The sequence below is a fragment of the Planctomyces sp. SH-PL62 genome, from assembly GCF_001610895.1.
Taxonomy (GTDB): Bacteria; Planctomycetota; Planctomycetia; order Isosphaerales; family Isosphaeraceae; genus Paludisphaera.
In genome coordinates, this window is sequence record NZ_CP011273.1 from 814,755 (window position 1) to 828,215 (window position 13,461).

Below are 13,461 nucleotides of genomic sequence, written 5' to 3' on the forward strand. Positions count from 1 at the left end.
ACGGCCCGCCCCGATCCAATTCGGGGCGGGCCGTTCGCATTCCCGGAACCTCCGATCCCGCGATACAATATCCTGGAGACGATCCCGTTCCGTCCCGAGGAGGGCCGTCATGTCGACCTCGACGAAACCGATCGCCGCGCCCGCGATCCCCATACTGGAGAACGGTGACCGCCTCTCCCGCGCCGAGTTCGAGCGCCGCTACGCCGCCATGCCGGCCGCCAGGGCCGAGCTGATCGAAGGAATCGTGTACATGGCATCGCCCGTACGCTTCGCCCAGCACGGTGAGCCTCACGCCGAGTTCATCATCTGGCTGGGGAACTACAAGGTGGCCACGCCCGGCTTGAGGATCGGCGACAACGCCAGTGTGCGGCTCGACCTGGACAACGAGCCCCAGCCCGACATCTGCCTGTTCCTCGATCCGGAGCGCGGCGGCCAGGCCGGGATCTCCGAGGACGGCTACATCGAAGGTGCCCCGGAACTGGTCGCCGAGGTCGCCTCCAGCAGCGTCAGCATCGACCTCGGCCCCAAGCTGGACGCCTACCGGCGCAACGGCGTCCGCGAGTATCTCGTCTGGCGCGTCCTCGATGGCGCGTTCGACTGGTTCGTGCTCCGAGAAGAGCGCTTCGAGCCGCTCTCGCCGGATTCCGAGGGGATCTTGAAGAGCCTGGTCTTCCCCGGCCTCTGGCTCGACCCGACGGCCCTCCTGGCAGCCGACATGCCCCGCGTGCTGGCCGTGCTCAATCAGGGCGTCGCCTCGCCGGAGCACGCCGCGTTCGTCGAGCGGCTGAGGGGGGCGTCGGCATGAAGACGGACGCCGCCGTCCGGGCGTCGGAAAGATCCCGACGTCGACTCGTGACGCTCAACGCCGAGATCCGCGACTGCCGGCGCTGCCATGCGGCCGGGTTCCTGGACGAGGCCGAATCCGTACCGATCGCGCGAGACCCCGAGGCCGACGCCCCGCCGCCGCAAATCCTGCTGGTCGGGCAGGCGCCGGGACTTCGGGCGACGATCACCGACCGGCCGTTCGCCGGCGTCGCGGGGAACAAGCTCCGTGACTGGTTCGAGCAAGGGGGCATCCCTCGCGAGGACTTCTGGCGGAAGATCCACTTCTCGGCCGTCACGCGTTGCTACCCCGGCCGCCTCCCGGGCGCGAAGGGTGACCGCGTCCCATCCCCGCCGGAGCAGGTGCTCTGTCGGCCCTGGCTCGACGGCGTCGTCGAAGCCGTCCGACCCCGCGTCGTCCTGCTCGTCGGCCTGCTCGCCGTGCGGACGTTCCTCGGTCCCGTCAAGTCCCTGTCCGCCGTCGTCGGCACGTCCACTCTCCGCGACGGGGTGCTCTACATCCCGCTCCCCCACCCCTCCGGCGTCAGCCGATGGCTCAACGAGCCCGCGAACGTCCAGGCCGTCGCCCGCGCAATGAGCCTCCTCCGCGAGGTCGTCGACGTCCACCAACTCTGAACCGTCGACCGCGGCGAAAATTCCAGTCCGCGCCATTGACAGTTGTAAGAGGCTCGTCGACACTGAATCCGACGGTGTCGAATCCGTCGACGGCCACCAACGCTGAACCGCCGACCGGCGGAATCGGGATTTCGGCGCTCGCTCATTGACATCTGTCTGAACCAGGCCAACACTGTACTAGTTAGCTACTACACAGGGGAGGCCCGGACTATGCTGATCGATCTGAGCGAGTCGGACGGCCGGCCGATCTATGGGCGGATCGCCGACGGGATCAAGTTCGCGATCGCGGGGGAGGTCTTGCGGCCGGGGGAGCTGGCTCCGTCGGTGCGCGAGCTGTCGAAGCAGTTGGTGGTGAATCCGAACACGGTCGCGCGGGCGTATCGAGACCTTCAGGCGGAAGGTTTGCTGGAGTCGGTGCGGGGGACGGGTTTGCAGGTCGCCCTGGGGGCCACCGACCGCTGTCGCCTGGCGAGGGTGGAGCACGTTCGCGGGAGGCTCCGCGCGGCGATCGAGGAGGCCCGTGAGACGGGGCTGGCGGCGGGGGAGATCGAGGCGATCCTCCGCGAGGAGTGGGAGCGGGGCCAGGGGACAGGGGATCACGCGAACGGGAAGGGGGCTTGAGCCATGGCCGATGTAGCGAACGTCGCGATTGCGACCGAGGGCGTGAGCAAGTTCTATCGCGATCAGGTCGCGCTCGACGGGCTCGACCTGCGGGTCCCCGAGGGCTCGGTCTTCGGCCTGCTCGGCGAGAACGGGGCGGGGAAGACGACGACGATCCAGATCCTCCTCGGGATGATCCAGCCCGACGTCGGCCGGGCGCGGGTGCTCGGGCTCGACCCGGTGCGAGACGGCCTGGAGGTGCGCCGTCGCGTGGGGTACGTCCCGGAGGTCCCGGCGCTCTACGACTGGATGACCGTCGCCGAGATCGGCTGGTTCGCCGCCGGCTTCCATCCCGAGCCGGTCATCGGGGCCGCCGGGTATCTCGCCCGCTACGGCGAATCGACCAGGGGCTTCGGCCTCCCTCCCGATCGCAAGATCAAGGCGCTCTCCAAGGGGATGCGGGCCAAGGTGTCGCTGGCGCTGGCGATGGCCTCGGACCCTGCGCTCCTGATCCTCGACGAGCCGACCTCGGGCCTGGACGCGATGGTCCGTCGCGAGTTCCTGGAGAGCATGGTGGACCTGGCGGCGAACGGCCGGACGGTCTTCCTGTCGAGCCATCAACTCGGCGAGGTGGAGCGGGTGGCGAGCCACGTCGCGCTGCTGCACCAGGGGAAGCTGATCCTGGCCGAGCCGCTCGACGAGCTTCGGGCGAGGACGTTCCTGCTCGCCGTGAACTTCCAGAGCCGCGACCACGACGAGGCCCCGCCGGCGTCGCTGCCGATCGAGCTGATCGACGCGGCCGACGCTCCCCGGCAGGCCCACTGGCTCGTCCGCGCCCGCGACCGCGCGGCGTGCGAGGCGGTCCGCAACCTGCCGGGCGTGGAGTCGCTCAAGATCGAAACTCCGTCGCTGGAAGACGTCTACATCGGTTACATGCGAGGCCGGCGTCCCAGCCCGACGCAGACGTCGACCTCCGATGCGATCCACGTCGCTTGACTCGTCTCTTCGTCCTTCGATCCGAAAGGAGGATCGCATGATCGCGCGATTGTGGTGGAAGGAGACGCGGCAGGCCTGGCCGATCTGGGCGTTCCTGACCGCGGGAGGGCTGGCGTTGCAAGCGTCGGTCGGTTGGTACTGGGGCGACGAGGCCGGGCCGGGCGGATACGTCGCCATCGCCCTCGTGGTCACGCTGATGTACCTGTTCCTGATCGCCGCGGCGATCTTCGCCGGCGAGCGTGAGAACGGGACGCTGTCGATGCTTGACGCGATCCCGATCGAGCGTTGGCGGGTCTGGGCCGCCAAATCGACGTTCGCGCTCGCCACGACGGCCGCGCTGGGGCTGGTGCTCTGGCTCGGGGCGCGTGTCTTCGGGGGGTGGTCGTCGGAGTGGTCGAAAGGGGGGGCCGTGACGGTCGTCTGGGGGCTGAACGGCCTGGGGTGGGGGCTCTTCTGGTCCTCGATCCTGGGCAACGCCCTGGTCGCCGCGATCCTGGCGATGGCCTTCCTGAGCATCAGCCTGCTTTCGCTCGTGGACCTGAACCCGGGGCCGGCCAACTTGGAATCCGCGCCATCGCTCCTGATCGTGGCGGGGCTCGCCACGGCGGCCTCGGCGGTGATCTTCCAGCGGGGCGGGCCGCCCCGGCGCGCGTCGTCCCGCGCCAGGCCGTCGAGGCTCGCGACGGTCGCGGCGACGGCGACGGCGGTCGTCGCCAGAGAGCCTCGGCCGCCTCGAATCTGGCGAAGCGTCGCGCCGAGGCTCGCCTGGCAGACGCTGGGCGGGGTGCGGGCGGAACTCTGGACGCTCTTCGTGCTCGGCGTGGTCGGCCCCATGCTGCTCGCCATGAACACGACCCAGTCCGATCTGAACTTGATCGTGGGCATCTGCCTGGGCGTGGTGGCGATCCTGACCGGCGTGGCCGTTTTCAACGGTGAGAATCGGGGATGCACGCATCGGTTCCTGCTCCAGCACGGGGCGAGGCCCGGCGTCGTGTGGGGAGTCAAGGTGCTGATCTGGTGGGGAGTCGCGGTCGGGCTCTGGATGGCCGGCAGCCTCCCCATCTGGCTGTCGATCCGGGCCCAGCCCATCGCGTTCAACGCCGGGGTCCCCGCGGTGATGTCCTGGGCGACGAGCGGCTTGACGATCGGGTTCGCGGCGGCGGTCCTCTGCGGGATGGTCTTCCGTCGCGGGATCATGGCGGGGATGATCGCGCTGGTCGTCTGCCTCCTGATCTATATCCCCCTCGGCGCTCTCTTCGCCGCTCAGGTCTTCTTTCCCTGGCATCTCCCGTACCTCGCGGCGGCGCTGCTGGCCGTGAGCTGGGCCTGGAGCGGAGACTGGCTGCTCGATCGGCCGGGCGTGGGCCGGTGGGTTCGGCTCGCACTCTATTCGATCGCCGTCCCCGCCGTGCTGATCCCGTTCTACATCGCGAGTCGGACGTGGACCGTGCCGACGCTCCCGTCGGGTACCGCGGAGTCCCTGTTCCAGACTTCCAGGATCGCCGCGCCGGTCCCCGACGACCAGAACGCGGCCCCGCTGTATCACGAGGCCCAACTCCAGCTCGGTGGGGATTCGCAACCCATTCTCGAAGACGGGAAGGCTCCGGAATGGTGGAGCGGGTCCTGGTCGTTCGTGTCGGGGGATTTGGACGCGCATGACCCGGCCCTGGCCGCCTGGCTGGGCCGGATCGAGCCGGCGCTGGCGACGTTGCGGAAGGCGTCGCGAATGCCGTCCTGCCGGTTCGGCGAGTTGAGCAAGGCGACGGAGTTCCGACCGTCTCCCGAACCGGCGCCGTACTCGCTGATGACGCCCGTGGTCGTTTCGGCGCGCGTCCGCCAGGCCCGGGGCGACCTGGAGGGCGCCTGGACCGAGGTCGAGACGCTGCTTCGCATGGCTCGACAATTCTCGTTCACCCCGTCATGGTCGTACTCCTTGTTCGAGCCGGCGGGGCTCGGGCTTGCGATGCGATGGGCGGGCGACCCTCGCCAGACGGCCGACTCCCTTGAAAGGGGACTCCGGGCGTGGCGGGACCTCCCCCCCGCCGCGAAGAAGGCCGATCGGGTCCGGATCGACGCCGTGGTCTTCCGCAACACGCTGGCGACGCCCCGGGCCGATCTGGTCGACGGCCTCTTCTTCGGGTGGGCCGCCGGAGGCCGCAAGAAGGTCCAACCGCTCGAGCGGTTGAGGTACGACCTCCAGACGACTCCCTGGGAGATTGAACGCGCCCGCAAGGTGTTCGCCCTCCTGGCGGCGGCCCGGATCCAGGAGATCGAGACCAGGCCGAGCGAGCTGGCGACGTCCCCCCAACCCTGGACTCCACGCCTCGCGTTCAACTGGGACGAAGGAGCCGGCCGGGTCCGGTCGATCTCTGCCGACGAGCTCGAGTTCCTCTCCCAGACCACGAGCCTCGCCCGTTACTCCAGACTCTGGCAGGGCCTCTCGTCGTTCGATCGGGACGAGACGGCGCGACGAGCCCTGAACCAGATCTTCCTCCTTCGGATCTGGCAGGCCCGGCACGAAGGGAAGTTGCCCCAGTCGCTCCTGGAATTGAGAAGCTCCCGGCCCGACCTCGACGGCGAGCCCTTCCGCGGGGACGGCGTCGCCGAGCTGGACCTCTACACCTCGAAGCCCTTCGGCTACATCCCGTCGCAGGGGCAGCACCTGCTGCCGCTCGGGTCCTACGAACCGATCGGCCCCGATCGCGTGAGCTTTGAGAGACTCCGCTCGACGGCCGATTGCTGGCTGCTCTACAGCGTCGGCCCGGATGCCATCGACGACCGGGCCATGCGAAACCTCGACTACAGCGGACAAGGCGACATCATCTTCCCGCTCAAGGACGGCGTGAAGCCGCCCGAACCCGCCGCCCCCTGACGACGCGGGGGGGGGCCCGATCACTCGGGCCTCCCTCACGCCGTCGATCCGAAGGAGGCGGTGACTGCGGCGTTGTTCAACGCCCCATCACTTCTCGATCCCGATCGGCTCCCAATCCTCGTCCCGAGACGAGGTCGGGGGGGCGTGCGCGCAACGGGCGCCATTCGAACATGAGAATTAGCACGTGAAAACCTAATCAGATCTTCAGGATATCGGTCGTCCTGATTCGTGGGGATCCGCGAGAGGGGGAACCATGGCTCGACACGGAGCGCATCGCATCGCTTCCATCGCAGGCCGCCTGGGCCTGGGGACGCTCGGGTTCGGCTGCCTGACGGCGTCGCTGTTCATGGTGCCGACGTATGTTTCCCGGCGGTATCGATCGGCCGTAGACGAGATGTTCTCGGACTCGTCGGCCGTGCACTCGGCGATCATCGGGGAGAGGATCGCCGAGGCGCGGTTCTCGGACAGCTTCCGGGAGGTCGTGGACATCGTGGCCGGGTTGCCGGAGCCGCCGAGCTGGGAAGCCCTGCGCCGGATCCTGGAGGAGCGGGGGAAGACCGACCTCTGGTACTCCCTGCGGCTCCGCCTGATCAGGAGCACGGGCGACGATGTGGAGATCACCTACGTCCGTCGGCCCTATCACAATCCGGCGCATTACCACGAGTTCTTGAGAATCGCGAATACCGGTCGACTGGAGTCCGTGTCTGGCTGGGTCGAAGAGCCCGGCGACCTCCGAGATTTAGCACGGAGAAATCAGGATCCCGCCCCGGCTTTCCCCCTCGATCCCCTCTCGGCGCCGGGGCGCCCGAGCAACTGATCGGTCGGGGCGTCCAGCGAGCAATAGCCTTTTCGGTCGGGCCGAAGGCCTAGTTTCACGAGCTTTGACACTCCGGCCACCCATCCCTGGGGGGCGATCTGATGAAATTTCACGAAACACTCCCCATGCCCGCGCCGCGCGTGTAGAATCCAGCCGCCAAGTCGTAAGTCGACATCTTGACCTATGGATTTAAGGGTTCCCTCGATACGACGAACGAGGGGAGCGTGCGGGGAGATCGGCCTTCTCAATTCTGGGCCGCTTCACCGCGGGTGTCGACTCGATCCCATCGTCTGACCTGATTCGCAAGGCTTTTGCGAGAGGGGGAGCTATGGATCGGCGTGGAATGGATCGCTTCAAATCCGGCGCGGCCCGGCTGGGCCTGGGGCTGGGGACGCTGGGGTTCGGCTGCCTGACGGTTTCCCTGTTCCTGGGGCCGACCTACGTCGGGCAATGGCGATCCGGGATGGGCGGGGATCTCTTCCTGGAACCGCCGGCTCCGAGCCGGATGACCGTCGGGGCGGAGTTGCTGGAGGCGCAGTTCGCGGACGGCTTCTGGGAGATCGCCGAGGTTGCGGCCGCGGCGCCGGAGCCGCCGAACTGGGAAGCCCTGCGCCGGATCCTTGAGGAGCGGGGCAAGACCGACCTCTGGTTCTCCGTACGGCTCCGATGGCTGATGGATGATGGGGACGGCGTGGTGATCACGTACATTCGTCGGCCCTATCAAAGCCGGATGCACTTCAACGAGTTCCTGAAACTGGCGAACGCAGCCCGATCGGAGGCGGGCCGCGTCGGGGCCGAGGAACACGGCTTCGACCGCGAGGCGGGGGCGGGGACCGACGCGCGCCTCCCGAGCTGGCTCATCGAGAACCTGATGCGCACCGGGCGGTTGGAGGGCTGACCGGAGCGGTCGAGGCGGTCAGCGAGCGGCCGTCTCGGTCGTCGCGGCGTGGCGGCGGAGGATGCGGTCGACCTCGACCAGGGTGTACTCGCTGGAGTTGATGGTCGTGTGGATCTCGGGGACGAGGGTCTGACTCTCGGCGCCGCCGTGGAGGGCGCTCGGGATCGGCACGACGCCGTCGCCGCGGGCGATCACCAGGGGGAGGCCCGCGGTGCCGGCGAGGGTGTGGATCGTCAGGTCGGGACTCGTCGCGCGGCTTCGAAGCGTCCGAAGGGTCGGGTCGCGGCGCCTGAGCATCGCGATGCTGCTGGGCAGGTCGTGCATGTAACGCCGCACCGCTCCCGGGTTGTCGCGTTCGAGCTGCGCGATGAGCGGCCGCAGGTCTTCGGGTTGCTGGATCAGGCTGTCGCCGATCCGACCGACCGGCTGCGTCACCAGCGCGGAGCCGTCGTGGGGGGTGGCGACGAAGATCGCCCGACGGACGAACGGCACGGGGTCGAAGTAGAACAGGTTCGCCAGGAACGCGCGCGAGGCCTCGCTGGTGACCAGGGAGGCCAACGGCCGCGACAGGGCCAGATCGTAGAAGGCTTCGCCGCTGGAGACGACCTGGAATTTGGAGAGCAGCCCCCCCATGCTGTGGCCGATCAGGACCGTGTTCTGCACCCCCGGATCGGATTGCGACGGGTCGAGCGTCGCCTCGAAACGATGGAGCGCGCCCCGGAAGAGGGCCGCCGAGTGGAGGAAGGTGATCCCGGTGGGATATCGGAATCCCAGGATCTGATAGCGGTCCAGGAACCCCGGCTTCGCCCGCAGGCCGTTCATGAGGTCGGTGAAGGTGTACGGGGTGTCGTACAGGCCGTGGACGAAGACGATCGGGATCTTGCCCGGCTGAAACGGCTCGAGCATCCCGAGGAAGGCCCGGTGGATCTCCTGGCTGGGGTTCACCAGACCGGCCCATCCCGATTCGCGACCGCCGGTGGACTCTTCCAGGAAGGAGATCGGCGAATCGATGTCGCCGGCCAACCTCCGACGCACGCCGGCCAGCGGGACGGACCGGACCCGGAGCGGATCGTGGAACTCCAGCACGTCTCCCGGCCCCCCGTCGACCCCGCCGAGCCAGGCGTCGAGGTCGGGCCGCAGCACGGCCGTCGCCGGGAAGTAGGACACGTCCGGGAGGAAGGCGTCGTCGATCCTCGCGTGCGGATTCTTCCGCTCCACGACCTGGGTCGCCCCCACGCCCGCCCGCGTGTGGTCGCGGGAGTTGGATGGGTTCCGGGGCGCGTCGTCCGGGTCGACCAGCCGTTGGAAATCCTCGGGCGACCAGACGAATCCGTGGTGGACGATCGGGACGTGCCGCGCCCCGCTGGGCGTCTGGACGATCAGCCGCGAGCGGGGGTCGATCGCCCCATGCCGCATCGCCGCGCGCAGGCAGTCGCCAAGGCTGTCGTTGTAGAGGCTTTGCGCCTTCGCCGCGTCTCGGCTGGAAGGATCGGGGCACGCCGCCATCGCGGCGAACGCGAACACGGCGCTCTCGTAGTAGAGATCGACGCATTCCGGCGCGCGGGCCTTGCGGGCGAGGACCGCCCGTCGCCAGGCCGAGGCCGCCCGATGCAAGGCGTGATCGGGATCGACGGCGCCCGCCCTGAGGAGGCTCGGCGCCGACATCGCCATCGCCGCGCCGAACAGGAAGCGTCGACGCGCATACGGAACCCCGGCTGGCCGAGTCTCACCCATTAACGCCTCGCCGAATGTTCCAAACCCTTGCGACGCCGGGCGACGTCGACAGTCCTTTTCAGGAAATCGGTCGCCCGGATCATACGGCTTCAGCGGGATTTCGCGAAGGCCATGATTTTCCCGTCGCTGAAAAGGGGCCGTCGGCCGTTACGGGACGATCAAGGGCGAGCGCTTCTCGGCGGCCTCGTCCATGAACGTCTGGATCCGCGAGACCAGCTCCCGGGCGTCGGGGGTGACGCCTTCGAGGATCAGGGCGTTGGACCAGAGCTGGAGGCCGCATTGCTTGATGAAGGCGTCGTGCTCGGCGTTGGCGCCCAGGCGGCCGAGACGCCGGATCAGGGGGGACTTCGGGTTGATCTCCAGGATCCGCGACATCTCCGGGACGTCCTTGTTGGCCATCTTGAGGATGCGCTGCATCTGCGTGGAGAGGCTGCCGTCGGCGTTGACGAGGCAGCAGGGGCTGTCGGTCAGTCGCTTGGATTCGCGGACCTCGCGGACCCGGTCGCCGACGGCCTCTCGGAACAGCTCCAGGACGCGGGCGAAGCCAGGTTCCGCCTGGGACTCGTCGGGGGTCTCGACCTTGGACTCGGCGTCTTCGGGGCCTTCGGGGAGGTCCAGATCGTCCGTGTCGATCGAGGTCAGGAGCTTGCCGTCGTAAGAGCCGAGGGCGTTCATCACGAACTCGTCGATCGGCTCGGTGAGGTAGAGCACCTCGACCTTGCGCCTGCGGAAGATTTCCAGGTTCGGATTCTTCTCGATCGCGGCGAGGTCGGGACCGCCGAGGAAGTAGATCCGCTTCTGGTTTTCGGGCGCGCGGGCGAGGTACTCGTCGAACGAGACGGAGAGCTTGCCGTCGGCCTGATGGGACGAGGCGAAGCGGAGCAGCCTGGAGAGCCGTTCGCGCTGGGGGATGTCGACGATGGCGCCTTCCTTGAGCAGGATGCCGAACTGCTCGGTGAAGGTCTGGAAGGCCTCGGGCTGGTCCTTGGCGAGCTGCTCAAGCCGATCGAACACCGCCTTCAACAGCGATCCCCGGATGCGTCGGATCACCGAGTTGTCCTGGAGCGTCTCGCGCGAGACGTTCAGCGGGAGGTCTTCGGAGTCGACCAGCCCGAACAGGAACCGCAGGTAATCCGGCAGCAGTTCGCGGCAGTCGGACTGGACCAGCACCCGCTTGGCGCAGAGGCTGACGCCGTGCTCCAGCCGGGGGAACCCGAAGCGCTCCAGGTTCGAGGGGGGGCAGTACAGGATGGCGTGGAACTGGATCGGCGAGTCGACCGAGACGTGGAGGTGCCAGAGCGGCTTCTCGTCGGTGTGATGGCTCAGGTGCTGATAGAAGCGATCGTACTGCTCCTCGGCGACCTGCCGCTTGGGCTCGACCCAGATGGGCTTCTGGTCGTTGATCACCTCGCCGTCGGGGCCGAGCCTGATCGGGTGGGGGACGAAGGTCGAATAGCGCCGGACCACGTCCTTGATATGGTACGGCGAGGCGAAATCCTTGGCGTCTTCCTTCAGGTGGAGGATGATCTCGGTGCCGCGGGGCAGGGGGTCGTCGACGGTCTCGATGGAGAACCGGCCGGTGCCGTCCGACTCCCACTCCCAGCCTTGCTCCTCGTGGTAGCTTCGCGTGCGGACGCGGACCTGGTCGGCGACCATGAAGGCCGAGTAGAAGCCGACGCCGAACTGGCCGATCAGCGAGAGGTCGGCCTTGGACTTCGCCTCGCTGGACAGGTTCTTGAGGAACTCGCCCGAGCCGCTGTGGGCGATCGTCCCCAGGTTCGTCACCAGTTCGTCGCGGGTCATCCCGACGCCCGTGTCGCGGATGACCAGCCGGCGGCCTTCCTCGTCGGGTTCGATCCTGATCTCCAGGGGCCCGCACTCGCGCTGGGCGTCGTCGGTGAGCGAGACGAAGCGCATCTTGTCGAGCGCGTCGGAGGCGTTCGAGATCAGTTCCCGGAGGGCGATGTCCCGGCTCTGGTAGAGCGAATGCGAGAGCAGGTGGAGGAGCTGCTTGATCTCCGCCTGGAACGTGAATTCCTGCCGCTCGTGGGCGTTTCCGGCTGTCATGTCGGCGATGACCTCTGGGCGTGATCGGACGTGGCCGCGGGGCCCTACCCGTCGGCCCGACGTATCAATATTCGGATTCTGCGTGACGCAATCGGCGCGCCGCTCCGCACGACCGCGTGCAAGTCATGCCGCTGGAACGACTTTAGGAATCAATCGCCGCCGCCTGCGTCCGCTCCCGCCTGTCATGACGGAAGGAGACCGCCGGAATGGCAGTTCACGGCGAACGGTGATCGTGGCGAGAGGCACCGCCATCAGATGGCAGGGACGATCCAGGCGCGGCGGGGAGCCGCGACCGAAGGAGGGGACGCCGCGGGGTGGGGGCGTCGGGCGGGAGCAATTTTCAAAGGGTGGCTGACGGGATTCGAACCCGCGATTTCCAGATCCACAATCTGGTGCCTTAACCGCTAGGCCACAGCCACCATCGATGACGATAGAGACACCATAATCTGGGCCGTGGGTTCGCGTCAAGCCGGGCCGGAGCAAAAACCGTCGGGACGGGGGATTGAGAAGTGGTTTGCGCAACGGTCGGGGCGGGCGACGAGAAAATCGCTACAAGAGCTTGACTCACACCGATAAACTCATGACGCTGGCCGATCGGAATGACGGCGTTCGAGGCGGAGTTTTCGCCCGGGCGGTCGACGGCCGAGAGTCTTCCTCCTGGGGCGTTTCGGGGCGACGAGAGACATGGCAGATTCCTTGCTGCGGATCGGGATCGCCGGGTGCGGTCAGGCCGCGCGGATCCATGTGGAACGACTGCTGAAGGCGGCCGACGTGCAGATCGTCGGCTGCGTGGACGCCCTTCGCGAGTCGGCGGACGCCCTCGCCGGCACGATCGCCGGCAAGGGGGGGGCCAGGCCCGCGGTGTTCGACGATTTTCGGAGCTTGTTGGACCTGCGTCCCGACGCGGTGGCGATCTTCACGCCGCACCTCGGCCACTACCGGCAGGCGATGGACGCCCTCCAGGCCGACATCCACGTCTTCATCGAGAAGCCGCTCTCCACCAACACGCAAGAGGCCGCCGACGTCGTGAACCTGGCGCGGGGGCGGAAGCTCAAGGTCGGCGTCGGGCATCAGTACCGGCTGCGGCCGAGCCTGGTCGAGGCCCGCAAGCGGCTGGCGGCCGACGCCGTGGGCCCGCTCCGACTGGTCACGGCGGCCCTGGCCGAGCCCTGGCTGGCCCGCCAGCAGGAGCGCGGGGGCGAGAGCTCCTGGCGGTTCGACCCCAAGCTGGCCGGCGGCGGACTGCTCGCCGACGCCGGCGACCACCTGATCGACGCCTTGCTCTGGACCACCGGAAGGACCCCTCTGGAGGTTTTCGCCGTGCAGAGCCGGCTCCCCTCGGGCCTCGACGTCGTGACCGCCGCGACGATCCGTCTGCAAGACGACGTGCCGGCCACCGTGGCCCTCTCGGGGGTCTCGCGAGGCAGCCTCTTCGAGCTCAACTTCTTCGGCGAGCGGGGCCGGATCCACGCGACCGACTCCCTCCTGGAGATCGACCAGGGGGACGGCTCGCCCGCCCGCCGCGTCGAGCTGCCGGAGCCCTCCGAGTCGATCGACGCCAACTTTCTCGCCGCCCTCCGCGGGCTGGGGCCGCTCTGCTGCTCGGCCGAGGACGCGCTGGAGACGGTCCGGTTGAGCGAGGCCGTCGCCCGCTCGGCGGCGACCGGCCAGGTGGTCCAGCTGGTCTGAGCCGAGCCCCCTCGGCGATCCCCCGAACGTCGCCGTCCCCCTCGGCCGGGGAGGGACGCGGCGGTTCTCGGCGAAACAATTCGAAGTCGCCGCCGTTTCCTCGGACGACTCCCTTCAAGGCGTCCACGAGGTCCTGCCGAACAATCGGAGAGAACGCTCCGGTGCGGCGGCCTCGGCCACTCGGCCGATCCCCGGGCGAGGACCGCCCGGGAGCCGCGAACGGTCGGCCGCCCAGCCGTTCAGCCAAGCCAAAGCCCCATGACGACCCGATGACCAGCGTGAAGACTCGACCCCGAATTTCATCCCCTAATCGAACTGCGGAACGGGATG

At 68.2% G+C, this 13,461-nt stretch carries 10 protein-coding genes and 1 tRNA gene; 8 read left to right on the forward strand and 3 right to left on the reverse strand.

The annotated features are described in order from the left end of the window. Positions 1–109 precede the first annotated feature (109 nt). The 7 genes from VT85_RS03175 (at position 110) to VT85_RS03205 (ending at position 7,641) form a co-directional block, all read left to right on the forward strand. Positions 110–805 (forward strand): Uma2 family endonuclease, encoded by a 696-nt coding sequence (locus VT85_RS03175; protein WP_068410405.1) that lies wholly within the window; start codon positions 110–112, stop codon positions 803–805. Then, positions 802–1,458, forward strand: coding sequence for a uracil-DNA glycosylase family protein (locus VT85_RS03180; RefSeq protein WP_068410408.1), 657 nt, complete (start codon positions 802–804; stop codon positions 1,456–1,458). Before VT85_RS03175 ends, VT85_RS03180 begins: the two co-directional genes overlap by 4 nt. Before the next feature lie 210 nt (positions 1,459–1,668). Further along, positions 1,669–2,079 carry a GntR family transcriptional regulator gene (locus tag VT85_RS03185; RefSeq protein WP_068410411.1) on the forward strand — a complete coding sequence of 137 codons (411 nt, stop codon included), beginning with the start codon at positions 1,669–1,671 and terminating at the stop codon, positions 2,077–2,079. A 3-nt stretch (positions 2,080–2,082) separates the two neighbouring features. Continuing rightward, positions 2,083–3,054, forward strand: a complete 972-nt coding sequence (locus tag VT85_RS03190; protein ID WP_068410414.1) for an ABC transporter ATP-binding protein — start codon at positions 2,083–2,085, stop codon at positions 3,052–3,054. A gap of 37 nt (positions 3,055–3,091) precedes the next feature. Then, a complete protein-coding gene (locus VT85_RS03195; RefSeq protein ID WP_068410417.1) occupies positions 3,092–5,926 on the forward strand; it encodes an ABC transporter permease in 2,835 nt (944 codons plus the stop codon). A gap of 253 nt (positions 5,927–6,179) precedes the next feature. Continuing rightward, entirely contained in the window at positions 6,180–6,743 is a 564-nt protein-coding gene (locus VT85_RS03200) for a hypothetical protein (protein ID WP_068410420.1), read from the forward strand. Positions 6,744–7,086: 343 nt separating this feature from the next. Further along, on the forward strand, positions 7,087–7,641 hold the full coding sequence (locus VT85_RS03205; RefSeq protein ID WP_068410422.1) for a hypothetical protein: 555 nt from the start codon (positions 7,087–7,089) through the stop codon (positions 7,639–7,641). An 18-nt stretch (positions 7,642–7,659) separates the two neighbouring features. Here the strand turns inward: VT85_RS03205 and VT85_RS03210 are convergent, their stop codons facing one another. From VT85_RS03210 to VT85_RS03220, 3 genes are all read right to left on the reverse strand, one after another. Beyond that, the gene (locus VT85_RS03210) at positions 7,660–9,375 is read right to left on the reverse strand and encodes an esterase/lipase family protein (protein WP_156512651.1); all 1,716 of its coding nucleotides are present in this window, start codon (positions 9,373–9,375) and stop codon (positions 7,660–7,662) included. A 147-nt stretch (positions 9,376–9,522) separates the two neighbouring features. After that, a complete protein-coding gene (gene htpG, locus VT85_RS03215) occupies positions 9,523–11,442 on the reverse strand; it encodes a molecular chaperone HtpG (protein WP_068410428.1) in 1,920 nt (639 codons plus the stop codon). 346 nt (positions 11,443–11,788) lie between these two features. Beyond that, positions 11,789–11,861 (reverse strand) — tRNA-His (locus VT85_RS03220). Between the two features lie 265 nt (positions 11,862–12,126). Between VT85_RS03220 and VT85_RS03225 the strand changes: the two genes are divergently transcribed. Further along, positions 12,127–13,131 (forward strand): Gfo/Idh/MocA family protein, encoded by a 1,005-nt coding sequence (locus tag VT85_RS03225; protein ID WP_068410431.1) that lies wholly within the window; start codon positions 12,127–12,129, stop codon positions 13,129–13,131. The last annotated feature ends 330 nt before the right edge of the window (positions 13,132–13,461 follow it).

Bases quoted from the DNA above. Each gene is read 5' to 3' on its own strand.
- VT85_RS03175 (WP_068410405.1), top strand. From the start codon at position 110: ATGTCGACCTCGACGAAACCGATCGCCGCGCCCGCGATCCCCATACTG.
- VT85_RS03225 (WP_068410431.1), top strand. From the start codon at position 12,127: ATGGCAGATTCCTTGCTGCGGATCGGGATCGCCGGGTGCGGTCAGGCC.
- VT85_RS03205 (WP_068410422.1), top strand. From the start codon at position 7,087: ATGGATCGCTTCAAATCCGGCGCGGCCCGGCTGGGCCTGGGGCTGGGG.
- VT85_RS03190 (WP_068410414.1), top strand. From the start codon at position 2,083: ATGGCCGATGTAGCGAACGTCGCGATTGCGACCGAGGGCGTGAGCAAG.
- VT85_RS03210 (WP_156512651.1), bottom strand. From the start codon at position 9,375: ATGGGTGAGACTCGGCCAGCCGGGGTTCCGTATGCGCGTCGACGCTTC.
- VT85_RS03185 (WP_068410411.1), top strand. From the start codon at position 1,669: ATGCTGATCGATCTGAGCGAGTCGGACGGCCGGCCGATCTATGGGCGG.
- VT85_RS03195 (WP_068410417.1), top strand. From the start codon at position 3,092: ATGATCGCGCGATTGTGGTGGAAGGAGACGCGGCAGGCCTGGCCGATC.
- VT85_RS03200 (WP_068410420.1), top strand. From the start codon at position 6,180: ATGGCTCGACACGGAGCGCATCGCATCGCTTCCATCGCAGGCCGCCTG.
- VT85_RS03180 (WP_068410408.1), top strand. From the start codon at position 802: ATGAAGACGGACGCCGCCGTCCGGGCGTCGGAAAGATCCCGACGTCGA.
- htpG (WP_068410428.1), bottom strand. From the start codon at position 11,442: ATGACAGCCGGAAACGCCCACGAGCGGCAGGAATTCACGTTCCAGGCG.